A 26,193-nucleotide genomic window follows, 5' to 3' on the forward strand; every position below is an offset into this window, starting at 1 on the left:
TCCTGGGTACAGGATCCGGTAGGGACAGCGCCGTTTCGACGCTGTCCGCCGGTTCCTGTAAGGAGATGGACAGATGGCTCGGATTGACCGGATAGCTGAACCATGGGGGACACGGACGCCGTACGGCAGCGGCGCTGACTGGCCGGTCAGGGTCGATACCCACCTGGCCGAAGGCGTGGCGCCGGAGGACGTGGACCGGTGGGTCCAGACGGCCTCGCTCCTGCACTCCAACGGCGACGCCATGGACATCGCCGTCAAGGACAACAGGATCGTGGGCGTGCGGGGACGGGCCGTGGACCGCGTCAACCACGGCCGCCTGGGACCCAAGGACCTGTACGGCTGGCAGGCGAACGCCTCCCCGGACCGGCTCACCAAACCCCTTATCCGCGAGAGCGGGAAGCTGGTGGAAACGGACTGGGACACCGCCATGCAGCGCATCGTGGACAAGTCCAAGGCGCTGCTCGCGGAACAGGGCCCCAGCGCCCTCGGCTTCTACACCACCGGCCAACTCTTCTCCGAGGAGTACTACACCCTGGGCACTATGGCCCACGGCGGCATCGGCACCAACCACGTGGACGGCAACACGCGTCTGTGCACCGCGACTGCCGGCGAGGCGCTGAAGGAATCCTTCGGCTGCGACGGGCAGCCCGGCTCCTACACGGACGTGGACCACGCCGATGTCATCGCCCTGTACGGGCACAACGTGGCGGAAACCCAGACCGTCCTCTGGACCCGGATGCTGGACCGGCTGGCCGGCCCCAACCCGCCCAAGATCATCTGCGTGGACCCGCGCATGACGCCCGTGGCCAGGGCCGCCACCGTGCACCTGGCGCCGCGGCCCGGCACCAACGTGGCGCTGATGAACGGCATCCTGCACGAGATCATCACTAACGGCTGGGTGGACCAGGAGTACATCCAGGCGCACACCGTGGGGTACTCCGAGCTCGAGAAAGAGGTCAAGAACTACCCGCCGGCCCTCGTGGCGGAGATCTGCGGTGTCCCGGCGGAACAGATCTCCGAGGTGGCCAGCATCATTGGCCACGCGGAGCGGCTGCTGTCCACGGTGCTGCAGGGCTTCTATCAGTCCAACCAGGCCACGGCCGCCGCCGTGCAGGTCAACAATGTCAACATCATCCGCGGCATGCTGGGCAAACCCGGCTGCGGCATCCTGCAGATGAACGGCCAGCCCACCGCCGAGAACACCCGCGAATGCGGGGCCGACGGCGACCTCGCCGCCTTCCGTAACTGGTCCAACGACGCGCACATCCAGGACCTGGCCCGGGTCTGGAACATCGATCCCATGTCCATCCCGCACTACTCCCCGCCCACGCACGTCATGCAGATGATGCGGTACGTGGAGGACGGCTCCATCCGGATGCTGTGGGTCAGCGGCACCAACCCCGCCGTCTCGCTGCCCGAGCTGGCACGCATCCGCAGCATCCTTGAACAGGACCGCCTGTTCCTGGTGGTGCAGGACATCTTCCTGTCCGAGACCGCCCAGCTGGCCGACGTCGTCCTTCCCGCCGCCACCTGGGGCGAAAAGACCGGCACCTTCACCAACGTGGACCGCACCGTGCACCTCTCCGAGAAGGCGGTGGACCCGCCGGGCGAGGCCCGGCCGGACCTGGAGATCTTCATCGACTACGCCCACCGCATGGGCCTGCAGGACAAGGACGGGCAGCCGCTGATCAAGTGGCACGACCCCGAGTCCGCCTTCGAGGCCTGGAAGGAATGCACCCGGGGACGGCCTTGCGACTACACCGGCATCACCTATGACAAACTGCGCGGCGGCTCCGGCATCCAGTGGCCCTGCAACGAGGAGAACCCGGACGGCACGGAACGCATCTACGCTGACGGGAAGTTCTGGGCGCACCCCGAGTACTGCGAAACCTACGGCCGCGACCTCATCACCGGTGCGCCCGTGGAACCCACGGAGTACAAGGCCCTGAACCCGGAGGGCAAGGCCATCATCAAGGCCGCCGAATACATGCCGCCGCACGAGCTGCCCAGCCAGGACTTCCCGCTCCAGCTCATCACCGGCCGCACGCTCTACCAGTTCCACACCCGCACCAAGACGGGGCGGGCGCCGGAGCTGCAGGCGGCCGCGCCTGACGTGTGGGTTGAGTTGTCAGCGGACGACGCCGGCGCGTACGGGATCGCCGAAGGTGACCTTGCCGAGGTGGAGACACCCCGCGGTTCGGTCCGTGCGCGGGTGCGGATCAGCGGCATCCGGAACGGCGTCCTCTTCCTGCCCTTCCATTACGGCTACTGGGACACCAAGGGCGGACACCAGCCGGACGGGGCCGGGCGGGCAGCGAACGAACTGACCATTACCGACTGGGATGCGGCGTCCAAGCAGCCCATCTTCAAGACGGCGGCAGCCCGCATTACCCGCATTTCCGGTGGCGACGGGCCCTCTTCGGCGCCCACCACCACGGCGTCGGCACCCGCCGGCGTCTTCCCGGAAGACGCCAGGACCAAGGGCCTACCCACCTCTTTGGCGGACGAAGCCACCGGCGTGGCAGGAGGGGCACGATGAAATTCGGGCTGGTACTGGAGGAAATGCACCGCTCCGAGAATGACCTGGCACACCACCTGCTGGTCATCTCCGAGCGGCACAAGGTGGACCACGAGATCTACCACCTCGCCCGGGACCTGGCGCGCTGGTCGCAGCAGCACGTCCGGGACATCGCGGACATCGCCAAGAACTACGGCCAAAACCTGGATCCGGAGCCCCGCGGCGAAGCAGGGCTGATGGAAACCATCAGGGAGAAGGGCAGCGAAATGGTGGGCCGGCGCCCCGAAACCGGCATGCTGCTGCTGCGCGACCTGCGGGAGCTTTACCTGAAGGCCTGCGGGGTGTCAGCGGACTGGGAACTGCTGGCCCAGGCCGCCCAGGGGATGAAGGACAAGAATCTGCTGGCCCTGGCGGAGAAGTGCCACCCGCAGACCATCCGCCAGATGAAGTGGGCCAACGGGAAGCTGAAGGAATCCGCCACCCAGATCCTGGTCAGCTAAGCGTCAGCTGCGGGAACTTTCAGCGCGTCTCCCGCGCCGCCTGGAGGTGCGCCACCAGGGCCTGCAGCTGCTCCGCGGTCCGCGGCAGGGCGTGGCTCAATTCGGTGCTGTTCTCCGCCCACATCGCGCGGGCGGCTTCCTTGGTGCCCTCGCTGCTGTGGAAACGCGAGCCCAGCTCATCCCAGCGGCGCACCAGCTCCCGGGCCTCTGGGCTGACGGCGGGGACACCCCCGTCGACCTGCCGCAGGCCTTCCTGCACGAGGCCCGCCCACTCGGTCCGTGATTCATGGGCGGCCTCCTGCCCCAGTCATCCTTTCCAAAACAGTCATGAAATAGGTGGGCTCGGCGTGCCCCTGCCCGTGCCCTTGCCCCTGCCCGCCGAGGCGTGCCAGCAGCTCCCGGATGGTCCCCTGAGGCTGTTCCAGCTGCAAGGCCTGCTCGCCCAAGGCATCGAGCTGCCTCAGCAGCAGTTTTTGCAGGGAATCGGAACTTCCTTCCGGCCCGTCCACCAGGGCGCCAATCTCGCCAACTCCAGCGGGGTTCTTCCGGTTGTTCCATACCGCCCACCGTAGGACCTGACGCCGCGTCAGGTTCAACCGCGGCGCACGCGACCCTGGGCAGGATCCTGCGCGGAGTGAACCAGTTTCATTCAGTGAAACTGGCGGCGCGTGCAGCCCGGCCCATGGCACAGAGTTGAGTCCATGAACGAGGGGCCCGTTGCGGGCCCCGCCCAGCCCATTGAGCAGTTCACTAAAAACAGCACAGAAACGGCGCGTTACACATGGAGTCAACGATGACGGGACGGCGGATCCTCAAAGGGATTGAGTTCGCCCGGCCACAGAATGCGGCGCCGCTGCTGCTGGACCTCTACCTTCCCGCAGGAGCAACGCACCAGGGCGGCCGGCCCGCCGTGGTCCATTTCCACGGGGGCGGGTGGCGGATGGGGGAGCGGTCTTCGCTGGGCCCCGCTGTTGACGGTTTCGGGCTGAACCCCATCGAACAGCTCGCGGATGCCGGGTTCGTGGTGGCTTCGGCCGACTACCGGCTCAGCACGGTTGCCACGTTCCCGGCCCAGCTGGAGGACGCCAAGGCAGCCGTCCGCTGGCTCCGCACCCACGCGGCCGAGTACGGCGTGGACCCGCACCGGATCTACGCCTGGGGAGACTCGGCCGGCGGCCACCTCGCTGCCCTCCTGGGCCTGACCGCAGGGGCAGCGGAGCTTCCGGGCCAAGCCGGATATGGCGGGCCCGCCAGCGACGACCGGGTTGCCGGCGTCGTCGCCTGGTACCCGCCCACTGACCTCCTCAGGATGGGGGGACAGGCACGGCCGGATGCCGTTGCCCGGGCGGATGATCCCGGGTCCCGGGAAGCGCTGCTGATCGGTGCGCAGCCGGCCGACGCCCCGGACAAGGCCAGGGCTGCAAGCCCCCTCAGCTACGTCCACGCAGGCGCCCCGCCTTTCCTCCTCATCCATGGAACGGCGGACCGCTTCGTCCCGGTAGCCCAGTCCACCTCGCTGGCCGGGGCGCTGGAAGGCGCGGGCAACGCCGTCGAACTCCTCCTGCTTGACGGCGCGGACCACATGTGGGCCAGCCCGGACGGCAACAGCGAGGACGCGGAACAGGCCATTGCCGCCACCATCGATTTCCTCCGCCGCCAGGCAAAGCAGCACTGATTTCCCACCACCATGCCGGGGCAATACGCGCACCCCGGACCAGACCGAAAGGCCTCCCATGCAGTTCATCGGCATCACCCACCACGGCGGACCCTGGGCAGCGGCGCTCGCAGGCTCCCGCGTCCTCCCGCTCACGTCCGTCGACGATTTCTGGGCCGACGCCGAGGGCTGGCAGGACAAGGCAGCAGCCCTGGTTGCCGGCGCAGCAGTCACTGAAACGTCCGACGCCGGCCCCTGGCTGGAGCGCGGCAGTGTCACCGAAGTGCCGCTGGTCCCGGCCTCCGCTCGCGTGATCTGCGTGGGGCTGAACTACAAGGCGCACGTAGCCGAGGGCAGCTTCAAGGACCAGGAACTGCCGTCCTACCCCACTCTGTTCGCCCGCTGGACGGCCTCCCTGTCCGTGGGCAACGTCCCGGTCCCCGTCCCGGCGGGCGAGGAAGGCCTGGACTGGGAAGGCGAAGTGGCCGCCTACATCGGCCGCCGCGTGGAGTCCGCCGACGAGGACACCGCCGCGGATTCCGTCTTTGGCTACTCCACGTTCAACGACATCACCTCCCGCAAGGCCCAGAAGCTCACTTCGCAGTGGACCCTGGGCAAGAACGGCGATTTCAGCGGCCCCCTGGGTCCCGTGGTGAGCCGCGACGAGGTGGGTGACCTGCGCGACGGGCTGCAGGTCCGCACCCGCGTCAACGGGATCGAAGCCCAGAACGGCAACACCCGGGACATGATCTTCTCCGTCCCGGCCATCATCTCGCTCATCAGCGAAACCTTCACCCTGCACCCGGGTGACGTCATCGCCACCGGCACCCCCGAAGGCGTGGGCTACGCCCGTACCCCGCAGTGGCTCCTGCAGCCCGGCGATACGGTGGAAGTGGAGATCGAGAAGCTGGGCACCCTGACCACGCCGGTGGACGACATTTCCCTCCGGAGCCGTGCTTGATGAACTCCTTCCATACCGCTGCTGACCTGCCGGCGGAGGTGCAGGTCCTGATCGCCGGCGGCGGCCCCAGCGGGCTGTTCCTGGCCCTGGACCTCGCCTCCCGCGGGGTGCCCAGCACCGTCATCGAACCGCGGACAGCGCTGGACCACACCCGTCCGCGCGCCAAGACCACCAATGCCCGCACCATGACGCACCTGCGCCGGCTGGGCCTCGCCGAGGTCCTCCGGGACGCTTCGCCGCTGCCGGTGGAGTACGCCCAGGACGTCATCTTCTGCACCGGCCTCACCGGCCCTTCCGCGTACGAGCTGCGCCGGTTCCGCAACGCCTTCCAGCTGGTCCCCGGCAGGTACGGGCCGCAGCCGGAGTGCGGCCAGCAGGTGCCCCAGCCCGTCCTCGAGGAGGTGCTCCGGGCCGCCGTCGAAAGCCACCCGCTGGTGACGTTCCTGGCCGGCTGGACTGTCACTGGCGTCAACGTCCCTGAAGGCGGGGCAGCCACGGAACCGCGCGCCGTCGTCATGAGGGATCCCGAAGGTGATGAACGCACCATCGCCGCCGAGTACGTCATCGGTGCCGACGGCGGGTCCTCCGCCGTGCGCCGCAGCCTCAGGCTGCGGCTGGAAGGCGGGTCCGCCGAGCTGTCCAACATCAGCATCCTCTTCCGCTCTGAATCGCTGGCGTCAGCTGTCTCCTTGGCTCCGGCGGTGCAGTACTGGGTGGTGGGCTCGGAGACCTCCGGCATGGTGGGGCCCATGGACCGTGACGGCACGTGGTGGGCGATCGTCCAGGGCGTGGATCCGTCCGTCACCGTCACTGCGGGGGAGGCGGCCGCGATGGTCCGCTCCCTGGTGGGCTCCGACGTTGATGTTGAGGTGGTGGCCACCGACCCGTGGACGGCCCGGATGCTGCTGGCTCCCGAATACAGCCGCGGCAACGTCTTCCTGGTGGGGGACGCCGCCCACCTCAACCCGCCCTGGGGCGGCCACGGTTTCAACACCTGCATCGGTGACGCCGCCAACTTGGCCTGGAAGCTCGCCGCCACGATCAACGGCTGGGCCGGGCCAGGACTCCTTGCCAGCTACGGGGCGGAACGCCGGCCGGTGGCTGCGCGCACCATCCGCGACGCCGCCACCAACGGCAAGGCCCTGGCCTACCACTTCGCAGACCCGGAGCTGGTTGCGGCCGGCCCTGCCGGGGAAGCCGCGCGGGACGCGGCCCACCGGGCGCTCGCCGTGAAGCAGAGCGAGTTCGATTCCCTGGGCCTGGTGCTGGGCTACGACTACGGCGGTTCATCCGTGGTGGTGCCGGACGGTTCGGCCCTCCCCGACGAGGACCCCATCCGTTACGTTCCGTCCGCTGTTCCGGGGGCCCTGCTGCCGCACGCCTGGCTGGCGGATTCGGTCTCCGTGTACAGCGCCCTTGGTGCGGGTTTCACGTTGCTGGCCGACGCCGGGGCGCTGGGCGGGGTGCCCGCCGCCGAAGTTTTCGAGCCGGTCCTGGCAGCCGGTGCCCGGCAGGGCATCCCGGTGACCGTCGCCGCCGTCGGGCCTTCCGACGACGGAACGCACCTTGCGGACCTGTGGGGCGCCACTGCACTGCTGGTCCGTCCCGACCAGCACGTGGCCTGGCGCGGCAACTCCCCGGTGGAGGCCGCCGCAGCGTTGTCCGTCGCCGCGGGCTGGGCGCCGGCTGTCCTTCCCGCACGTCCTGAAGAATCTGCACCTTCCATCGAGACCAGGAGCGCCCGTGTCGACGCCGTCATTCCGTGATTTCCTCTTTGCCCCGGACCACCCCCGCGTGGCGGACATCCGGGGGCTGGACGCCCGCGAATACGCCGAGGCGGCCAAGACCGATGCGTTCGCCGGGCCCATGATCGAGGGCTGGCGGAAGCTCTATCCCCAGCCGTTCACGGGCATCACCAGCGACGGCGTCCGCCGGGAGGGCCTGTATCCGCTGGCTCCTGCCCGGCCGGGGGAGGAAGCGCCCACGGCGGACATGGTGGCTGCGGCGCGGAAGCTGCTTGGCGCTGTCGCCGCGGACCAGGCCGGGAAGCTTTGCTACGCCGTGGACGCGCCGGAGTGGCAGAGCTGGGCCAACCCCGAATTCATGCAGCACGACACCGGACTCCGTTTGGACGAGGTTGCCGGTCCCGTGCGGGACGCGGTGTTGGGCGTGGTGGAGGCTTCGCTGGGCCCGGCCGGGTTTGAGCTGGTGCGGAACCTGATGCGGATCAACGGTTTCCTGGGTGATCTGGTGGAGCTGCCGCTGCTCATGAACGAGTTCAGCTACAACTTCGCCCTCTACGGGGAGCCTTCCGAGACGGAACCGTGGGGGTGGCAGCTGTTTGGCCACCACGCGGCGCTGAACTGCCTGGTGGCCGGGACGCAGCTGGTGATCTCGCCGGTGTTCATGGGGGCCGAACCGGACATGATCGACGCCGGCCCGCACAAGGGTGTCAAGGTGTTCAAGGAGCGCATCGCCCTGGCCCGGCAGCTGATGGCCGCCCTGCCCGCGGACCTGCGGTCCCGGGCCGTTGTTTATGCCGGGATGGTGGATCCGGCCATGCCCGAGGGGCGCCTCCACCCGGGCGACGAGCGGCACCTGGGCGGCTGCTTCCAGGACAACCGGGTGATCCCGTACGAGGGCATCCGGGTGGCCGAGCTGCCGGCCGGGGCCCGGGAATTGCTCGACGCGGTGGTGGAGGACTTCATCGCCTACCTTCCGGACGGTCCCCGTGCCGCCCGGCGTCGGGAAATTCAGGAGCACTATTCAGAGACGTTCTTCAGCTGGATCGGCGGCTGGGAAGGGGAGGAGGCCTTCTACTTCCGGGTCCAGAGCCCGGTGGTGGTGCTGGAACTGGACCACCACACCGGCGTCTTCCTGGGCAACGATGAGCCCGCCCCCTTCCACATGCACACCGTGGTCCGCACCCCCAACGGCAATGACTACGGCCGCGAACTCGTCAGGCAAGCCACTTCCTGACCCACTCTCCACCCATCCACTCAGCAATCGATGGGTTTCAAAGACCAGAAGGCCCGGATTTCCTCTCGGAAGTCCGGGCCTTCTGTGTTAACTGTGGGTTAGGGGATGTCCAGTGCTGCGCGGCGCTGCGGCGGCGGGCCGACGACGGTCAGGTCCATCTCGGCCTGGGCGCGCCCGAAGCCGTCCATGTCCATGTAGGGCTCGCCGCCCTCGGTGTACATGTAGTCCTCCGTGGGTTCGTTGAAGTACTCGAAGAAGCCGTTGAACACCGAAGGGGTCAGGAAGCCCACCATCTGGGTGTTGTGGGCATCGAGCGCGAATGAGTGGATGGTCCCGGCGGGGGCGTGCACAAAATCGCCCTTCGTCAGGAGCATCTCGCGGCCGTTGGCATAGAGCCACATCCGGCCCTCGGTGCAGAGGAAGTTCTCCGTGTGCTGGGAGTGGAAGTGCAGCGGGATATAGGGGCTCTTGGCGCCCTTGGTGTGCACAGCGAAGTAGTTGGAGCCGGTGTTGGCGGGCCGGGACAGGTAGGTGAACATAGTCTGGTAGCTGACCATCCGCTCACCCTCCCCGGCAGTGAGGAAGTACGGGCTCTGTGTGGGCGGCAGCCCGGCGTCGTGCTTGAACGACGGCGCCACCCGCTCAACGTCTGGGAACGTGATGCCAAACTCGGCACCCACCTCGGCCTGCTCCTGCAGGCTGGCCTTGTGGCCAGGGCGCGCCGGCGGGACGTGCGAATCGATGGGCGTGCCCACCCGCTCGTAGTAGGCCTCGCCGCCGCCGGGGGTCATCCAGTTCAGGAAGCGGGTGTAGTGGCTGGCCATCCTGTAAGCGTGCGGCGTGTTGGGCGGGATGACCACGGAGTCGCCGGGGGTGAGGATGCGGCTCTCGCCCGGCAGCCACACGTGCAGGATCCCGTCGAAAACGTAGAGCGTCTTGTGCTCCACCGTGTGGCTGACAAACGGGGACTCAGCGCCCATGCCGCCGGAGATGTAGGCAGCGCTGAAGATGCCCCCGGTGTCGGCAGCGCGGGCGATGACCGTGACCAGCTGGCCGTTGATCTCGTAGCGCGCGCCTTCGCCCGAGGCCATGTAATACGGGACCGCCTCGCCGGGCAGCGCGTTGGCCACCGGGAGCTGCTTGTTCATTTCCTCAACGCTGAGGGACATGGTTTCCTTCTTTCCAGTCGGCCGGCCCTTGCCGGAGCGTGACCTACATCATGGCTGTCCCACGCCCCCGGCCACGAGCCCTGATTCCATTAGTTGAAATCCGAACGTGGCCGGCCATCGTCCCCCTGCTACCCCTCACATTCCTTGCAGTACTTCTTGCCGTCCTTCTCACGGGCCAACTGGCTGCGGTGGTGCACCAGGAAGCAGGACATGCACGTGAATTCGTCTGCCTGCACCGGGACCACCTGGATGAGGAGTTCCTCGTTGGAGAGGTCGGCGCCGGGCAGCTCGAAGCTGTCCGCGAGATCCGTTTCGTCCATGTCGGGAGCGGCCTCCCGGCGGCCGGACTTGTCGGACTTCAGCTCCTCCAAGGCGACGTTCGGCTCTTCCTCGGGAGTCACCCGCGGAGCGTCGTAGTCAACTGACATGTGGTGTGTTCTCCTGTCCAGCTGCTGATGTCCAGATTGTTCTGGACAGATCGACAACGCCGGATGGGCGCAACTAATTCCCATTCCGGATGTTGCTGTTTTCCCGCAGGGCCAGCGCGGCCTGCACCAGGGCGGCGTGGGTGAGGGCCTGGGGGTAGTTGCCCAGGAAGGCACCGGAGGCGGGATCCAGTTCCTCGCTGAAGAGTCCCAGCGGAGAGGCCAGGTCCAGCAACGCCCGGAAGGTCTCCACCGCCTCCCCGCCCCTGCCCGTCAGGGCCAGGGCCTGCACCAGCCAGAAGGAACAGGGCAGGAAGGCGCCCTCACCGCCCTCCAGCCCGTCCTGGCCAGGCGGATACCGGTACAGGAGGGGCCCGCCCGCGCCGAGCTCGGCCCGCACCGCGTCAACGGTTTGGCGGACCACGTCAGCGTCCGGGTCCTCCAGCCCAATCAGCGGAAGGACCAGCAATGCCGCGTCCAGGTCTGCCGACCCATAGGTCCGCGTGTAGGTGCCCCGCACGGGGTCGATGCCCAGGCTCCGGACTTCGGCGCCCAGCTGGTCCCTCGCGGACAGCCAGCGCTGCCGCTGCCGCGCGCCCAGGTGGTGGGTGGCACCGATGCGCAGCGCCCGGTCCAGGGCGAGCCACGCCATGAGCTTGGAGTGGACGTGGTGGGCGGCATCATCCCGGATTTCCCAGATCCCTGCATCCGGGGCGGCCCAGGACGCCGCCACCCTGTCGGCGAAACCGCGCATGGCCCGCCACGTCTCCGAGTACAGCCGGTGCCCGCCCTGCACCAGCACCCAGGCGGCGTCCAGCACCCAGCCGTAACCGTCCAGCTGGTGCTGCCCGGCCGCCCCGTTGCCCGTCCGCACCGGTACGCTCCCCACATATCCAGGCCAGCCGCGCAACTCGTGCTCGCGGGGGACCGGCCGGCCGGACAGCGTGAGCAGCGCCGGAAGCCGTGGCCGCTGGAGCCGGCTGGCGTGCAGCAGCCAACCGAAGAAGTTCCGGGCCACATCCGTCTTGCCCGCGTGCAGGAACGCGGCCACGCCGATGCTGGCGTCCCGCGGCCAGGCGAACCGGTAGTCCCAGTTCCGGATGCCGCCCGGATTTTCGGGCAGCGACGTGGTGGGTGCGGCCACTGGAGCCCCGGACGGTGAATAAGTGAGCAGCCGCAGGGTGAGCAGGCTCCGCAGGACCTGGCCGCGGAACGGGATGTCAGCGTCCACCTCCCCGGACCAGGCTTCCCACCGTTGCTCGTCCTCAAGCACCAGGTGCCAGGCCGCCTCGGGGTCCACGTGAATCAGCGGCTCGCCGTACGCAATGGACAGGACCAGGGTCACCGGGTTGCCGGGCTGCACCACCAGCGTCCGTTCTTCGCCGTCGGGGAGCGGGCACCCCTCGCTGGAGCCCAGCGCTATGGCCAGCGGTCCCCATTCGCACACCAGGTCCCGCGCCCGCCGGCTGATCCGTGGCACGCGGTGGGTTTCACCCAGGCGTGGAGTGAAGCGGACGACGGCGGCTGCCGGGCCGCCGTGGGCGGTGAGCCGGCGCACCAGGAGCGTTGTGGGCAGCAGGGCTCCGGACACTTCGGCCACCATCGCTTCGGTGAGCGTCAGCCGGGCCCCGCCCGCGGACCATGTCGTTTCCAGTGTTGCCGTATTCCCGCGGTAATGGCGCTGGAGCAGGTGGGCGGGGCCGGCGGGTCCGGCGACGAACTGGCCCGCTTCCGTTCCTCCCAGCAGGGCGCCGAAGATTGGCTCGCCGTCGAACGCCGGAGCGCACATCCAATCCACCGACCCCTTGGAGGACACCAGGGCGGCCGTCCTGGTGTCGCCGAGCATGCCGTAGTCGGCGATGGCAGCGGGCTGCCAGGGCCTTGGTTCGCGCGTGGGGACGGGGGAGGGGGCGACGGCGGGGTGCCGCTTTGGCGGCCCGGTCACGGAAGGTTCTTCCATCGAAGGGCGGGGCTTCCGCTCGAATGCGATGCTCACGGCTGCCTGCTCACAGCGCCCTCAGCAGAAGCCCCAGCACGGCCCCGTAGGCGACATGCGCCACGATGGCTACCGCCGGTGTCTGGATGCCGTAATTCAAACCCAGCAGTCCCGGTGGCTCCAGCACGGCGGTAGTGGACAGGCCCGCGCGGGTGGATGCCATCCTCGGGTGGACACCGGGCAGCAATGGCAGGATGACCGTCAGGGCCACGGCTACGTGCAGCAGGCCCAGCAGCGCGCCGATCCACCAGGTTGCCCTGCCCAAGAGGGAGAACGCCGCGGCATAACCGAGGGCAAACACCTGGCCGGCAGCCAGATGGATGAAGAAGCCGGCAACACGGGCCCGGTCAGGATCAGGCGTCACCAGGGTGCCCAGGACCAGCGGCAGGTCGAGCCGGGTCAGGCCCGCCATCTGGGCCGCGATCATGATGACCGTCAGTGCGGCGGTAGCCAGGAGCCCGAACAGGCCCCATCCTTGCCAGTCCATGTCATGCCGTCCAGCCCTGGTCGTTCTAAAAAAGATTATCTTGAACTTAGAAGCATCCGCGGAGGTTGTCAAGAGCGAGCGCGGGCCAGCACACCCGCTCCCCGATTCCGAGGGCCTGACGGCGTTGATAACGCCCTTGATTACGCCATTGAGACGCCGCGGCACGTGAATGTTGGCATGCTTGAGCTCATGCCCATCTTCCAGGTCCCGGGCGGCCTGACCTTTGACCGCCGCGAGCCCACTGCCTGACGTCCGCCCCCACTTCAACCACCACCAACCGATAGGTCCCCGCCAATGCAGCATGTGCACACCGTCAGCTTTCCCGATTCCCAGCTCCTGGCCGACCTGTCGCCGCTTCCCGGAAGCCTGCGCGGGGTTGTCTGGGACATGAAGGAGGCCCCCGGTGGGGACCTGGGCAGGATCGACGGCGTCATCCTGCCGTACATCAACGCCGGGGAAGTACTGGGTTCCCTGGGCAAGGTCCCGGACCTCAAGTTCGTGCAGACGCAGTCAACAGGGTACGACGGCGTCTGCGAGGCCGCCGGTCCGGGCACCGCGGTGGCAAACGCCTCGGGCGTCCATGCAGCTGCCACCGCGGAGCTGGCCGTGGGCCTCATCCTCGCCAAGCTGCGGGGGATCGACCAGGCTGTCAAGGACCAGCAGGCTGAAAGCTGGAGGCCGCAACGCCGCCAGTCCCTGGCCGACCGCAAGGTCCTGCTGCTGGGCATCGGCGGGATCGGCAAGGAACTGGCCCGCCGCCTGGAACCCTTCGAGGTCACCATCACCCGGGTGGGAAGCACGGCCCGCACGGACGCCGACGGGCAGGTTCACGGCCCGGACGAACTGGTGGCCCTCGCCGCGGACCACGACATCCTGGTCTCCGTCCTGCCCCTGAACGACAACACCCACGACCTGGTGGGCCGGGACGTCCTGGCCGCCCTGCCCGACGGAGCCCTGGTAGTGAACGTGGGCCGCGGCGCCGTCATCAGCACCGAGGCGCTGACCCGCGAAGTGGTCTCCGGCCGCCTCCAGTGCGCCATCGACGTGGTCGATCCCGAGCCGCTTCCCGCCGGCCACCCTCTGTGGTCCGCGGAGAACGCCCTCATCACCCCGCACGTGGGCGGCAACGCCTCGGCCTTTGAGCCCCGAATCCTGAAACTCCTGAAACAGCAGCTCGAGGCCCTGGCGACAGGCCAAACCCCGGACAACCTGGTGCAGCAGGGACCCTTTCAGCAGGGCCCGTTCTAACGGCCGCCGCGATCTCATGCAGGCAGCGGTACGAAACAACAATGAAGAGGAAGTAACCAGGACATGACAGGGCTTTTTGATCTTACGGGGCGCGTAGCCCTGGTCACCGGTTCGAGCAGGGGCATCGGTTCGGCCCTTGCCAAGGCATTGGCCGACGCCGGAGCAACAGTAGTGCTGAACGGCGTCAACCCCGAGCGGCTCAAGGACGCCGAAGCGGCCATGGCGGCAGGTTTCCCGCCGGGCCGAATCCACAGCGTGGCCTTCGACGTCACCGACGACGACGCTGCCGCCCGCAGCATCCGCTGGATCGAGGACAACGTAGGGCCGCTCGAAATCCTGGTGAACAACGCCGGTATCCAGCACCGCGTCCCCATGCTGGATCTCGATGTGGCCGACTGGGAACGCGTCCTCTCCACGGACCTCACCAGCGCCTTCCTGGTGGGCCGCGAAGCCGCCCGGCACATGATCACCCGGGGCCGCGGCAAGATCATCAACATCTGCTCTGTCCAGGCCGACCTGGCCCGCCCCACCATCGCCCCGTACATCGCGGCCAAAGGCGGACTGCGGAATCTCACCCGCGCCATGACCGCAGAATGGGCCGCCTCAGGGCTGCAGATCAACGCCGTCGCTCCCGGCTACATCCACACCGAAATGACCCAGAACCTGGTGGATGACGGGGAGTTCAACTCCTGGATCCTGGGCAGGACACCCGCGCACCGCTGGGGCACCGTGGAGGACCTCGCCGGTCCCGTGGTGTGGCTGGCCTCGGACGGGTCCAACTTCGTGAACGGGCAGACCATCTTCATCGATGGCGGAATGACGGTGGTGGTCTGATGGCACCGTCCCTTGATGTCGCATTGCCCGCCACCGGTCCGGCGCTGGTGGCCCATGCCGCCGGCGACCTGCGGATCGACGAGGTCCCGCTGCCCCTGCCCGCAGCCGACGAAGCGGTGGTCGAGGTCCGCTACGGCGGCATCTGCGGTTCCGACCTGCACTACTGGCTGCACGGTGCGGCGGGGGAGTCCATCCTCAAGGCGCCGCTGGTCCTGGGGCACGAAATCTCCGGGACCGTGGTCCGGGCCGCGGCCAACGGTACCGGGCCGCAGGCAGGGACCGCCGTCGCCGTCCACCCGGCAACGCCTGGTCCAGGCGCCGCGCGCTATCCGGAGGACCGGCCCAACCTGTCCCCTGGCTGCACATACCTGGGCAGCGCCGCCCGCTACCCGCACACCGACGGCGCCTTCAGCCGCTACGTCACGCTGCCCGTCCGGATGCTCCGCCCGCTCCCGGACAGCATCGACCTGCGCACCGCGGCCCTGATCGAACCGGCCTCGGTCGCGTGGCATGCGGTGTCCCGGGCCGGGGACGTCCGTGGGAAAACCGCGCTGGTCATCGGCTCCGGCCCCATCGGCGCCCTCACCGTCGCCGTCCTCAAACGCGCCGGCGCCGCCCGGATCACCGCCGTCGACCTGCACCTCAAGCCGCTGGAGATCGCCACGGCCGTGGGCGCGGACCAGGTCATCAACGCCGCGGACACCGAAGCCGTCGCCGCCGTCGAGGCCGACGTCGTGATCGAATCCTCCGGGAACCACCACGGCCTTGCCTCCGCCATCAACGGCGCGGTCCGCGGGGGGACTGTGGTGATGGTGGGCCTGCTGCCTACCGGCATGCAGCCGGTGCCCATCTCGCTGGCCATCACCCGCGAACTGCAGCTGCTCGGCTCGTTCCGCTTCAACGACGAGATCGATGACGTGATCACGGCCCTCGCCGACAGATCCCTGCACATCGAGCCCGTCATCACCCACGAATTCCCGCTGGCCGACGCCCTCCACGCCTTCGAAGTCGCCAAGGACTCCACCAGTTCCGGCAAGGTGCTCCTCTCTTTCGGCGATGAGGGGCAGGCCCCATGAGGAGAACTTCTCCTGCGCGAAGGTGGTAGGTAGACTGGTCTACCTACCACCTCTGTGAGGAGTGAACTATGGCAGCTTCAGGACTTTCATCACCTGCCCGGCGCCCCGCCCGGGAGCTCCTGCTCGACGCTGCGGCGCGCCTTTTCTATGCAAACGGCGTCGCGGCCACCGGGATCGATACCATCACTGCCGAAGCCGGAGTGGCCAAAAAGAGCCTCTACAACAACTTCACTTCCAAGGCGGACCTGGTGGCCGCATATCTTGAGGCGAGGCACGAGGAATGGCTCGGCCTGTACCGCAAGCGGCTGGAAACGGCGCCGACACCGCGCAGCCAGGTCCTGGCCGTCTTCGATGCCTACCTGGACCACGCCAACTTCGCCTACGAGCACGGCTTCCGGGGATGCGGCTTGCTCAACGCCGCCGCGGAACTGCCGGCCGGCGATCCCGGCCGGGACGCCGTGCGCCGCCACAAGGAAGAAGTCCAGGAACTCCTGGCCGGGCACGTGTCGGGGTTGTTGCCGGAGCGGGAGGAACAGGTCCCCGCCATCGCCGCGCACCTGGCGTTCCTGCTCGAAGGCGCCATGGCCCGCGCCGGGCTGGAAGGCAATGACGGTCCGCTGAAGGACGCCAGGCGCATGGCCGGACAGTTGCTGGACGCCCTGTGAGCATCGAGCGCCACCACCCCAAGGCCCAACGGTGGGGGGCAATGTCCGTGGTGGCTGCCTCCGTCCTCTGGGGCACCACCGGGACCGCAGCCACCTTCGCCCCCGACGTGAGCCCGCTGGCCATTGGCGCCGTGGCAATGGGACTGGGCGGCCTGCTGCAGGCGCTCTTCGCAGCACGGCACATCGGCCTCCAGGCGGGCAGCCTGCTCGCACGGTGGCGCCTGGTCTCGCTCGGTGCCGCGGCCGTGGCCACCTACCCCCTGGCCTTCTACAGCTCGATGCACCTCTCCGGCGTAGCGGTGGGAACCGTCGTCTCCATCGGCTCGGCCCCCGTGGCGGCAGCGCTCATCGAACGCTTCGCGGACAGGAAACCGCTGAGCCGGCAATGGATTCTTGGGGCCCTGCTGGGAGTCGGCGGCGCCGCATTGCTCTCCTTTGCCGGGCATGCCCCCGCAGCGTCATCACCGGTTCCAGCTGCTCCGGCTGCTGCGGGGGAGGCCACGGCTTGGAGTTCGACGGCGGGAATCCTCCTTGGGCTGCTGGCCGGCGCCACCTATGCCCTGTATTCCTGGGCGGCGCACCGCCTGACTGGTCTCGGTGTTACCCCCAGGGCCGCCATGGGCAGCATTTTCGGGCTGGGCGGACTCCTCCTGATGCCTGTCCTCGCGGTGACGGGCGGCCCGCTGCTGCAGTCCTGGGCCAACGCGGGCGTGGGGGCCTACATGGCTGTGGTGCCAATGTTCGCAGGGTATGTCCTGTTCGGCTGGGGCCTGGCCCGCGTGGGGGCGAGCACGGCCACCAGCCTCTCCCTGCTGGAGACCGTGGTGGCTGCTGTCCTCGCCGTGCTGGTGGTGGGTGAAAGGCTCCCGGCGCTCGGCTGGCTTGGCGCCGCCGTCGTCCTGGCCAGCTTGTTCATCCTGACCCCACGCACCCGCGCACTGGCCCCCGCAACGACATCATCACCCGCAGCGGCACAGTCACGGGCAACAGAACGGCCTGTTGCGGAATCAGCCGGTGTGCTGCCGACCCGCGCTCCGGGCCAGTACCGTGGGGCCGAGCAGCAGGCAGGCGCCCAGCCCCAGCAGCAGAATCCCTAGCACCACCGCGCCCGGGGCAGGGACCCCGGCCCCTGCAAAGACGAGCACCACGCCGATCAGGGCCGCCAAGATCCCCGGGAACAGGCCTGCGGGGAAACGCCGCGCGGGATAGCCGGACAGCAGTTCCATGGCCAGGTGGGGATCGTCCGCGATCAGCCCCAGTTCGAGCTCCTTGAGCAGGCGTCGCTCCTCATCGGACATTGGCATGGCGGGCCCCTGTTTTCCCTGGGAGGCGGTAACGGTATCGACCGTAGGAGCCTTCTACCGGTTAGTCAATAGGTGCAGCGGCCCGGCACTGCCCTCACTCCAGGACGTCGTAACGCAGCTCATCGCCCGTTACCCGTACGCCTCTGGTGGGAACGTGCGGAACTGCCTTGGCCGGCGGCATCAGGTGTTCAACGGGCAGGCCGGCCAGCAGGACGCAATGGTCCGCGATGAGGCGGCGGTGGCAGCGCCACCACAGGGTTTCGCTGCACATGATTGCGGTGGTTGCCGCCTGGGAGCCTGCCACCAGTTCCGCGGCTGCCGCCAGGAAGTCTTCACTGCGCATATAGCCTGCGTAGGCGCGGAACGACTCGTTGCGGAGGGCCGTATCCGGAGAGTCCGGGAGCAGCTTGCGGAACCCGCCCAGCCGCTTCTCCCAGCGGTAGTCGATGCCCGCCTCCGGAAGCCACAGGGCCAAATGGTCCTTGCCGAAATGCGGATACTTGCGGCTGCCCGGGCCGATCCGGACATCCACCAGGGACGTCACTCCGGCGCTGCGGAGCAGCCCGGCGAAGTCCTCCTGGGAGGCAGTGCCGTGACCTACGGTGAACAGGGCCTTCATCGAAGCCATGATAGGCGCGTGGGCGGGGTGGCCCGCAGAAGCCGGCTACCGTCGTCGTAATTCGGCGAACTCGATGGACGGCACGATGGCGCCCGCATCCCGCTCCACGAAGTTGGTGCCCGGGGGCACCAGGTCGTCGATGGCGTCCAGTACTGTCTCGCCCAGCTGGACGTCGGCTGCGCGAAGATACGCCTGGAGGTGTTCCTCGCTGCGGGGGCCGATGATCACGCTGCTGATGGCGGGGTGGGTCAGGGCGAACCCCACCGCCAGGTCCACCAGGGACAGCTCCAGCTTGTCCGCCAGGCGGGCCAAGGAGTCTGCGGCGAGCAGCTTCCGCTCGCTGGACGGTCCGGACAGGTCGTACCGGCCGGGAAGCGTATGGACGCGGGTGGGCGGCTTGCCCGATTCCAGCACGAAGCTGCCGGAAAGCCAGCCGCCCGCCAGGGGCCCGTACGCAAGGACACCCAGGCCGTACTGCTGGGCAATCGGCAGCACGTCGCGTTCATTGCCGCGGACCAGCATGGAATACGGGACCTGGTTGCCCACCGGCGGGATCAGGTGGTTGGTGGTGGCCAGCCATTGTGCCTCCACCAGCTGCGCCGGCGTGAACACCGAGGTGCCGTAGTACAGGATCTTGCCCTGGCGGATGAGGTCGTTCAGGGTAGTGATGGTTTCCAGGACGTCGGTGTTGTAGTCCGGCCGATGGGCCTGGTAGAGGTCGATCCGGTCCGTCTGCAGCCGGCGGAGGCTGCCCTCCACAGCCTGCATGATCCAGCGCCGGGAGTTCCCGGAATGCGCGGGGTTGGGGCTCATCTGGCCGTGAAACTTGGTGGCCAGGAAGACGTCGTCCCGGCGTCCCCGGAGTGCGCGGCCCACCACCTGCTCCGATTCGCCCTGCGAGTAGACGTCGGCGGTATCAACCGCGGTGATGCCGGCGTCCAGGGCCGCGTGGATGATGCGGATGCTCTCGTCGGCCCCGGTGGGTGCACCCTGGCCGTTGCCGGTCCCCTCACCGAAATTCATGGTCCCAAGGGTGAGGGGACTGATGGGGGTTCCCGACCGTCCAAACACCCGCAGTTCGCTCAGGCTCATCTCCGGTCTCCTCCATTCAGTTGCCGTCCCCTGGATCGTCACGACGCTACACAGATCAGGCAGGCGGCCGCAGATTTCCGTTTTAGTCCTTCTCTTTTCGTCGCATGGAGTAACCGGGGCAGCGGGGATGACGTTTTGTGGCGCACAAAGAGGAGGGAACAACGCCTATATTGAGGGCATGGGCATCCTCAGCAGCGATGAACAGTTCGTCCAGTTGCACGACCTCATTATCGGCAGCAGCAACGTGGCCGACTTCCTGTCCGAGCTTTCCGCTGTTGCCGCGTCAGCGCTCAGCGATGCAGCGGACGTCTTCATCGAATGCGGGGTCACGCTCCGCCGCCGCAAACGCAGCGCCACCATTGCCGGCAGCAGCGAACGGGCCGTCGTGCTGGACAAGCTGGAACAGGCCCTCGGGGAAGGGCCGTGCATCGCCTCCCTGGACGCAATGAAGCCCATGGTCCTGTCCGACGTCCACACCGATACCCGCTGGCCTGAATACCAGAAGGTGCTGGCCGACAACGGCTGCCGCAGCGTGCTGGGCGTGCCTTTGGCGCTCGACCGGAACCAGGCGGCCGCGTTGAACTTCTTTGCCGCGGAGCCCGACGTCTTTGCCCCCAATGTCATCCGCACGGCGGAGGGGTTTGCGGACCTTGCCGGCCGGGCGCTTCGACTGGCCCTGCGGATCGCGGACGCCCAGAACCTGGCGGACGACTTGAAGGCCGCGATGGCGAACCGCACCGCGATCGACCTTGCGTGCGGGGTGATCATGGCGCAGAACCGGTGTACCCAGGATGAAGCCATGGCCCTGCTCACCAAGGCATCCAGCCACCGGAACCAGAAGCTGCGGGACCTGGCCGCTGAGGTCCTTGGCAGGGTGAGTACCGGGCCGGTGACGACGCACTTCGATCCGTAGGCATCCCGGATCAACTCCCTACAAACCGGTCTTGACCCGCTTGTATGCCGCCCGGGTTTCGCCTCTGCGCCGCGCTGCAATAATCTGAACCAACGGTTGTGCACGGGGGTGTGAGCGCCCGGCACGACAGGCAGCACTGTAAGTTCCGGGACCATCACAGACGAGGCGGACGCCCATGACGGCTTCAGACCAGCAGCACGCAGCACGGCCAACGACGCCCGCAGACCCTCCAGCCGCGGCGCCAGGGCCGGTGGATCCGCACCTGCTGCAGCAACTGGCCGACGCGCACGGCGTGGGCACGTCCTTCCAGGGCTGGGACGGCCTTCCGCACTCCGTTGCCGAACCGACTCTGATCAAAGTGCTGGCGGCGCTGGGAGTCGAGGCCCACACCAACCAGCACATCGAGGCCGCCCTGGCCGAGGTGGAACTGGCGCCCTGGCGGCGGATGCTGCCACCCGCCGTCGTCATCAAGCAGGGCGAACCGGCGCAGGTTCCGGTCCACGTGCGGGACGGTGCCACAGCCAGCCTCACCATCAACCTTGAAGGGGGAGCCGGATCCAGGGAGGCGCTCCAGCAGGACATCTGGATCCAGCCTCGGGAGGTCGACGGCGTCTCCACCGGACGTGCCACGTTCTCCCTGCCCGAGGACCTGCCGTTGGGCTGGCACACCCTGCATGCGGAGGCAGAGGGCGCCACGGCCAGTGCCGTCCTGGTGGTCACGCCCGCCCGGCTAACGACGGCAAAACCTTTGGAGGAACGCCGCGGCTGGGGGCTGGCCACGCAACTGTATTCGGTCCGGTCCAAGCGGTCATGGGGCATCGGCGACTTTGCGGACCTGGCGGACCTGGCGGCCATCAGCGGTGCGCGCGGGGCCGATTATGTGCTGGTCAACCCGCTGCACGCGGCGGAGCCCGTCCCGCCCGTCCAGCCCTCGCCCTATTCGCCGTCCACCCGCCGGTTCTTCAACCCGCTGTACATCCGCATCGAGGCCATCCCCGAACTGGCGTACCTCCGGCCCCGGAAACGGGCGGCGCTGGAAAAGCTGCACGAGGAAGTGGCCGGCCTGAACCGGGACGCTGCGCGGTTGGACCGGGACGCTGTCTATGCGGCCAAGCTGCAGGCACTGGAGATGCTGTACCACACGCGGCGTTCGCCCTCCCGGCAAGCCGCCTTCGAGGAGTTCTGCGGCATCTCCGGCAGCGGGCTGGATGATTTTGCGCTTTGGTCCGCCATCCGCGAGGACCTGGCGCCCGGTGATCCGTTGTGGGCGGATCCGGCGTGCGCCATCGGAACACCTGAGGCGGAGTCGCTGCGGGAGAAGCTGGCGGACCGGATCGGGTTCCACCGCTGGCTGCAGTGGATCTGCGATGAGCAACTGGAAAACGCCCAGCAGGTGGCTCTCCGCTCCGGCATGCGGCTGGGCGTGGTGCACGACCTTGCAGTCGGCGTGGACCACAACAGTGCCGACGCGTGGACGCTGGGCCGTGTGCTGGCCCCGAACACCAGCGTGGGCGCGCCGCCGGACATGTACAACCAGCAGGGCCAGGACTGGGGCCAGCCGCCATGGCACCCGGCCCGCCTGGCCGAGGCCGGTTACGAACCGTTCCGCAACATGCTGGCGAACGTGCTCCGGCACGCCGGCGGCATCCGCGTGGACCACATCCTGGGCCTGTTCCGGCTGTGGTGGATTCCCATGGGGAACGCGCCCGGGGACGGTGCCTATGTCCGGTACGACCACGAGGCATTGATCGGTATCCTGGCCCTTGAGGCGCACCGCGCCGGTGCCGTGGTGATCGGAGAGGACCTGGGTACCTTCGAGCCCTGGGTGCGTGACTACCTCGCGGCCCGCGGCATCCTGGGTACGTCCATCCTCTGGTTTGAGTACGACGGCGAGTCGCCCCTTGCGCCGGAAAAGTACCGTACGCAGGCGCTCGCCAGCGTAAACACCCATGACCTTCCGCCCACGGCAGGCTACCTTGCAGGGGACCACGTGGGGCTGCGGAGCCGGCTGGGACTGCTGGAACGGTCTGAGGAGGAAGAACGGGCCGAGCACAACGCGTCGCTGGAGAAGATGTTTGCCCTGCTGCGCGAACGCGGGTACCTCTCCGAGGGGGCAGCCGGCGGAGCCGGTGCGCAGTCGGCGGAGGAGCACACCATCGAGGCGCTGCACCTCCTGCTGGCCCAGGCACCGTCTGTACTGCTCGGTGTGGCACTGGTGGACGCGGTGGGGGAGCGGCGGGTGCAGAACCAGCCCGGAACAACGGAAGCCCTGTATCCAAACTGGCAGGTTCCGCTGGGCGGCCCGGACGGCAGGCCGGTTTACCTGGACGACCTCCCCGGCAATAAGCGCTTCAACGCACTGCTCGCTGCCGTGGAGGGATCCCTGCACGGGTCCTGACTGGCTGGTTAACCACCATGGCCCCGCCGCTTCCGTAAGCGGCGGGGCCATGGTGGTTGTTCCGCTGAACTAGCGTGCGGTGATCACGTGGGTGAAGTGGTCGTAGCGGAAGGTGACCGGGCCGCCGTCGTGCTCAAACACGATGTTGGCTCCGGGCGTTGCCCCGCCGGCCCCGTAGCTGACGTCCCATGACTTGTTGAGGGCCGCCTTGAACTCGTAGCTCCCTGCCGGCAGGTCAGGCACGGTGAGCTTCCAGACGAGGTCTGCCGGGTCCAGGACCAGCTGGGCCTGCTGGCAGGCCGGCTCCCAGTCGGTGGCGCAGCCCAGCTCGCTGTCCATGCTTCCGGCCGCCGCCACGGCGGACGGCTGCTGCGACGCGTAGACGGCGCTGAGCAGGTGCGTGCTGTTGTCGTAGCGGAAGGTGACCGGTCCGCCGGGGTGGTCCAGCACGATGTTCTGGCCATTCAGCTGGCCGTCGGAACCGTAGTTTTCGTCCCAGCCGCCGTTGAACGCGGCCTTGTATTCGTACTTCCCGGCCGGCAGGTCCGCGGTCAGCCGCCAGATGCGGTCCGCCGGGTCCAGGACCATCTTTGCCTGCGGGCAGGCCGGATCCCACTGCGCGGTGCAGCCCATGGCCTGGTTCAGTGATCCGGCCACCGTGACCGAGTCGGGCTGCGGCGCCTGGCCTACCGTGACGGTCCTGGTGCCGCTGGTGACGCTGAAGCCCGTGCCGGCCATGACGGCCCGGTACTGGACCTTCGTGCCGTCAGCCAGCGTGGAGACATCATCGGTTGCCGAGTACACGGGCGACGACGAGTCGGTCCCCACCGCCGTCCAGTCTCCGCCGTTCACGCTGCGCTCAAAGGACACCACGTGGCTGGCCTTCTCCGGATCGGCGGTGGCGCTCAGCTCCACCTTTCCTTCCACGCTGCTGCCTTCGGCTGGCTTCTGCAGGGTCAGCACTGGCGCGGGGACGCTTGCTTGACGGCTCTGGCTGGTGGCGGTGTGGCCGCCATTGTCCAGCACGGTGGCGCGGTACTCCAGGGGTGTGCCGGCGTCCAGGGCCGCGACGTCGTGGAACACCTGGTACGGGGCGGTGTCGTCCGTGCCGATCAGCTGCCACTGGCCGCCTGCCGTTCGGGCCTCGAAGGTGACCTCGTAGAACGAAGTACCGTCGACGTCGGCCGTCACGTTGATGCGCCCGTTGTCGCTTGGGGCTGCGGCCGGCTGTTGCAGGGCGACGGCGGGTGCAGCCTTTGAGTGCGGGATCCGCCCCGAGGATTCGTAGACGACGGCGGAAAGCGGCGGCACGGTGACCGTCAGCTTGGCGTCCTCCGAGGTTTTGGCCTCGTCGGCCCCTTCGCCGTAAATGCGCGTGTAGCTGCGCTTGGCAATGTAGGTGGGGATTTCGGCCGTCTGCGGCTGGGCGCTGTTGTTCAGGGCCACCACGTATTCGCGCTGGTCCTGGGCGTCCGTGCGGGAGAAGGCGTAGATGCCTGGGCCGTCCGAGGCGTAGCGGTGCTGGTGGGCGCCGTTCCGCAGTGCCGGATGCTCCTTGGTGAGGGCGGCCAGGTCGCGGATCTTCGCATACAGCGGATGGCCAGGGTTGAAGTTGTCCGTGGCGTGGGTGGCATCCGTGCCCAGCAGGTCGTCGTCGAGGTAGTCCGGGACCTTGCTTGCGAAGAGTGTCTGGCGGGCGTCCTGGTCGCCGCCGGGGCCGGTGAATCCCTGTTCGTCGCCGTAGTACACCACCGGGTTGCCGCGGGAGAAGTACATCAGCTCGTGGGCCAGTTCGTCGCGGGCCACCTTCTCGGCATCGCTGGCGGCCGGGTTGTCCTGGCTGATGAAACTGCCGATGCGGCCCATGTCGTGGTTGCCCAGGAAGGTGGGCAGTTCGTAGACGTTGGAGTCGGCGTCGGTGTACCAGTCGTCCCCGGCGAAGAAGGTTTGCAGGGCCTTGGCGTCCTGGCCCTTGGACGCGAAGTTGCGGGCCGCATCCTGGAAGGGGAAGTCCAGGACTGCCTGCATCTTGTTGCGGGTAGTGAACTGGGACGTGAAGCTCTTGGTGGTGTCGAAGACCTCGCCGAACATGAAGAACTCGTCCTTGCCGTGCTCTTTGGCGTAGTTGAGGACGTTGGGGCCGAATTCCTGCCAGAACTCGTTGTTGACATGCTTCATGGTGTCGATCCGGAAGCCGTCCACGCCGAAGTCGCCGATCCAGGACTTGTAGATGTCCTCCATGCCGTGCACCACTTTGGGGTTTTCGGTGAACAGGTCATCGAGGCCGAAGAAGTCACCGTACATGGAGTCCTCGCCGGTAAAGGTGGTGTCGCCCCGGTTGTGGTACAGCGTGGGGTCGTTCAGCCAGGCCGGCACTTTGAGGTTTTCTTCGCCGGGTGTCAGGACGGGTTTGTAAGGGAATGAAGTGTTCGCGTCCAACTGGGGGAAGGTCCCGGTGCCGGCGTAGTCGCGGTCATCGAAGGGTTCGCCCGAGGCCGTCTTGTACGGGACGGCGTCCTTGGAGACGTAGCCTTTGCGGTCGCCCTCCTGGTAGCCGATGACGTCAGCCGTGTGGTTGGTGATGATGTCGAAGTACACCTTCATGCCGCGGGCGTGGGCCTCGTCAATCAGGGCCTTGAGTTCGCCATTGGTGCCCAGGTGCGGATCGATCTGGGTGAAGTCGGTGACCCAGTAACCGTGGTAACCGGCTGACTTGTCTTCCGGCTGGACTGCCTTGTTCTTAAAGCTGGGGGTCAGCCAGATCGACGTGGTGCCCAGGCCCTGGATGTAGTCGATCTTGTTTCGGAGACCGGCCAGGTCGCCGCCGTTGTAGAAGCCTTTCTTTGTGGGATCGAAGCCGGAGACCATGGGATCGGGGCCAAGGCCGCCTTGGTCGTTGGCCGTGCTGCCGTTGCTGAACCGGTCCGCCATGACGAAGTAGAAGTTTTCATCCGTCACGGGACCGCGCAGCGAATGCAGGGCGGGCGCGGATCCCTGGTTCCTGCTGCCCGGGTCGCTGGACCCAGGACCGTTGGGGGCGGCCTGCGCCGGGAGGACTGCTGCGGAGACTGCGACGGCGGCCGCCAGGAGGCCGGCGGTGGACCGGCCAGCAACGCGTTTCCGGGTTGGCCGGGTGGTTGGAGGGTGCGGTGTCCCTGCCGGACCTGCCGGCAGGTGGGCGCGTGGGGGCGCGCCGGGAGGGGTGCGGAATAACAAGGGTGAGACCTTCCTGGGAAGCAGCGCTGCTGTACAGGCTTGCCGTTGACATGGGGATGCGGCAGGAGGGTTCGAAGAACAGCATGCTGTCTTGTGAACCAAGTCACAACTGTAAGCGCTTGCACTGAATTACTCCAGT

General features: G+C 67.9%; 22 protein-coding genes and 1 pseudogene. 14 read left to right on the forward strand and 9 right to left on the reverse strand.

From position 1 onward, the window contains the following. Nucleotides 1-73: 73 nt before the first annotated feature. Nucleotides 74-2,539 carry a nitrate reductase gene (locus VIK36_RS01980; protein ID WP_324643886.1) on the forward strand — a complete coding sequence of 822 codons (2,466 nt, stop codon included), beginning with the start codon at nucleotides 74-76 and terminating at the stop codon, nucleotides 2,537-2,539. Beyond that, nucleotides 2,536-3,018, forward strand: coding sequence for a hypothetical protein (locus VIK36_RS01985; protein ID WP_255174159.1), 483 nt, complete (start codon nucleotides 2,536-2,538; stop codon nucleotides 3,016-3,018). The genes VIK36_RS01980 and VIK36_RS01985 overlap by 4 nt, the downstream gene beginning before the upstream one ends. Nucleotides 3,019-3,037: 19 nt before the next feature. Here VIK36_RS01985 and VIK36_RS01990 read toward each other — a convergent pair whose 3' ends face one another. After that, nucleotides 3,038-3,277: a hypothetical protein gene (locus VIK36_RS01990; protein WP_324643887.1), complete on the reverse strand. Its 240-nt coding sequence runs from the start codon at nucleotides 3,275-3,277 to the stop codon at nucleotides 3,038-3,040. A gap of 534 nt (nucleotides 3,278-3,811) precedes the next feature. Between VIK36_RS01990 and VIK36_RS01995 the strand changes: the two genes are divergently transcribed. The 4 genes from VIK36_RS01995 to VIK36_RS02010 are packed head-to-tail and all read left to right on the forward strand — an operon-like array spanning nucleotide 3,812 to nucleotide 8,612. Continuing rightward, nucleotides 3,812-4,693 carry an alpha/beta hydrolase gene (locus VIK36_RS01995; protein WP_324643888.1) on the forward strand — a complete coding sequence of 294 codons (882 nt, stop codon included), beginning with the start codon at nucleotides 3,812-3,814 and terminating at the stop codon, nucleotides 4,691-4,693. A gap of 58 nt (nucleotides 4,694-4,751) precedes the next feature. After that, nucleotides 4,752-5,633 (forward strand): fumarylacetoacetate hydrolase family protein, encoded by an 882-nt coding sequence (locus tag VIK36_RS02000; protein WP_324643889.1) that lies wholly within the window; start codon nucleotides 4,752-4,754, stop codon nucleotides 5,631-5,633. Further along, a complete protein-coding gene (locus tag VIK36_RS02005; protein WP_324643890.1) occupies nucleotides 5,633-7,399 on the forward strand; it encodes an FAD-dependent monooxygenase in 1,767 nt (588 codons plus the stop codon). Before VIK36_RS02000 ends, VIK36_RS02005 begins: the two co-directional genes overlap by 1 nt. Then, the gene (locus tag VIK36_RS02010) at nucleotides 7,377-8,612 is read left to right on the forward strand and encodes a DUF3500 domain-containing protein (protein ID WP_324643891.1); all 1,236 of its coding nucleotides are present in this window, start codon (nucleotides 7,377-7,379) and stop codon (nucleotides 8,610-8,612) included. Before VIK36_RS02005 ends, VIK36_RS02010 begins: the two co-directional genes overlap by 23 nt. Before the next feature lie 98 nt (nucleotides 8,613-8,710). On the opposite strand, the gene VIK36_RS02015 is transcribed toward VIK36_RS02010, so the two are convergent. The 4 genes from VIK36_RS02015 to VIK36_RS02030 all read right to left on the reverse strand — a co-directional run bounded on the left by VIK36_RS02015 (nucleotide 8,711) and on the right by VIK36_RS02030 (nucleotide 12,689). After that, entirely contained in the window at nucleotides 8,711-9,781 is a 1,071-nt protein-coding gene (locus VIK36_RS02015; protein ID WP_255174165.1) for a quercetin 2,3-dioxygenase, read from the reverse strand. A 128-nt stretch (nucleotides 9,782-9,909) separates the two neighbouring features. Next, nucleotides 9,910-10,209: a DUF4193 domain-containing protein gene (locus VIK36_RS02020; protein WP_018772148.1), complete on the reverse strand. Its 300-nt coding sequence runs from the start codon at nucleotides 10,207-10,209 to the stop codon at nucleotides 9,910-9,912. Nucleotides 10,210-10,282: 73 nt separating this feature from the next. After that, nucleotides 10,283-12,202: a glycoside hydrolase family 15 protein gene (locus VIK36_RS02025; RefSeq protein ID WP_324643892.1), complete on the reverse strand. Its 1,920-nt coding sequence runs from the start codon at nucleotides 12,200-12,202 to the stop codon at nucleotides 10,283-10,285. A 10-nt stretch (nucleotides 12,203-12,212) separates the two neighbouring features. After that, entirely contained in the window at nucleotides 12,213-12,689 is a 477-nt protein-coding gene (locus VIK36_RS02030) for a hypothetical protein (protein ID WP_324643893.1), read from the reverse strand. Between the two features lie 117 nt (nucleotides 12,690-12,806). Between VIK36_RS02030 and VIK36_RS02035 the strand changes: the two are divergent. From VIK36_RS02035 to VIK36_RS02060, 6 genes and pseudogenes are all read left to right on the forward strand, one after another. Beyond that, nucleotides 12,807-12,938: pseudogene (locus tag VIK36_RS02035) on the forward strand (SDR family NAD(P)-dependent oxidoreductase); the annotation flags it as partial. 45 nt (nucleotides 12,939-12,983) lie between these two features. Next, complete coding sequence (locus VIK36_RS02040) at nucleotides 12,984-13,937, forward strand: 2-hydroxyacid dehydrogenase (protein WP_324643894.1); 954 nt, start codon at nucleotides 12,984-12,986, stop codon at nucleotides 13,935-13,937. Nucleotides 13,938-14,000: 63 nt separating this feature from the next. Further along, nucleotides 14,001-14,771 (forward strand): SDR family oxidoreductase, encoded by a 771-nt coding sequence (locus VIK36_RS02045; RefSeq protein ID WP_324643895.1) that lies wholly within the window; start codon nucleotides 14,001-14,003, stop codon nucleotides 14,769-14,771. Further along, nucleotides 14,771-15,847, forward strand: coding sequence for an L-idonate 5-dehydrogenase (locus tag VIK36_RS02050; RefSeq protein ID WP_324643896.1), 1,077 nt, complete (start codon nucleotides 14,771-14,773; stop codon nucleotides 15,845-15,847). Before VIK36_RS02045 ends, VIK36_RS02050 begins: the two co-directional genes overlap by 1 nt. 68 nt (nucleotides 15,848-15,915) lie before the next feature. After that, nucleotides 15,916-16,512, forward strand: a complete 597-nt coding sequence (locus VIK36_RS02055; protein WP_255174171.1) for a TetR/AcrR family transcriptional regulator — start codon at nucleotides 15,916-15,918, stop codon at nucleotides 16,510-16,512. A gap of 41 nt (nucleotides 16,513-16,553) precedes the next feature. Next, the gene (locus VIK36_RS02060) at nucleotides 16,554-17,609 is read left to right on the forward strand and encodes a DMT family transporter (protein ID WP_324645350.1); all 1,056 of its coding nucleotides are present in this window, start codon (nucleotides 16,554-16,556) and stop codon (nucleotides 17,607-17,609) included. Here VIK36_RS02060 and VIK36_RS02065 read toward each other — a convergent pair. From VIK36_RS02065 to VIK36_RS02075, 3 genes are all read right to left on the reverse strand, one after another. Next, nucleotides 17,520-17,816 (reverse strand): DUF3040 domain-containing protein, encoded by a 297-nt coding sequence (locus VIK36_RS02065; RefSeq protein ID WP_255174172.1) that lies wholly within the window; start codon nucleotides 17,814-17,816, stop codon nucleotides 17,520-17,522. The two genes, VIK36_RS02060 and VIK36_RS02065, sit on opposite strands and share 90 nt — an antisense overlap. Before the next feature lie 94 nt (nucleotides 17,817-17,910). After that, nucleotides 17,911-18,444 (reverse strand): DUF488 domain-containing protein, encoded by a 534-nt coding sequence (locus VIK36_RS02070; RefSeq protein WP_324643897.1) that lies wholly within the window; start codon nucleotides 18,442-18,444, stop codon nucleotides 17,911-17,913. Between the two features lie 36 nt (nucleotides 18,445-18,480). Next, complete coding sequence (locus VIK36_RS02075; protein ID WP_324643898.1) at nucleotides 18,481-19,527, reverse strand: aldo/keto reductase; 1,047 nt, start codon at nucleotides 19,525-19,527, stop codon at nucleotides 18,481-18,483. 178 nt (nucleotides 19,528-19,705) lie between these two features. Here VIK36_RS02075 and VIK36_RS02080 point away from each other — a divergent pair, with 178 nt between their 5' ends. Then, nucleotides 19,706-20,440: a GAF and ANTAR domain-containing protein gene (locus tag VIK36_RS02080; protein ID WP_324643899.1), complete on the forward strand. Its 735-nt coding sequence runs from the start codon at nucleotides 19,706-19,708 to the stop codon at nucleotides 20,438-20,440. Between the two features lie 175 nt (nucleotides 20,441-20,615). Then, nucleotides 20,616-22,838: a 4-alpha-glucanotransferase gene (malQ, locus tag VIK36_RS02085; protein WP_324643900.1), complete on the forward strand. Its 2,223-nt coding sequence runs from the start codon at nucleotides 20,616-20,618 to the stop codon at nucleotides 22,836-22,838. Nucleotides 22,839-22,907: 69 nt separating this feature from the next. Here the strand turns inward: malQ and VIK36_RS02090 are convergent, their stop codons facing one another. Beyond that, complete coding sequence (locus VIK36_RS02090) at nucleotides 22,908-26,054, reverse strand: alpha-amylase family glycosyl hydrolase (protein WP_324643901.1); 3,147 nt, start codon at nucleotides 26,052-26,054, stop codon at nucleotides 22,908-22,910. Between the last annotated feature and the right edge of the window lie 139 nt (nucleotides 26,055-26,193).

Source organism: Pseudarthrobacter sp. LT1 (genome assembly GCF_035621795.1).
Taxonomy (GTDB): domain Bacteria; phylum Actinomycetota; class Actinomycetes; order Actinomycetales; family Micrococcaceae; genus Arthrobacter.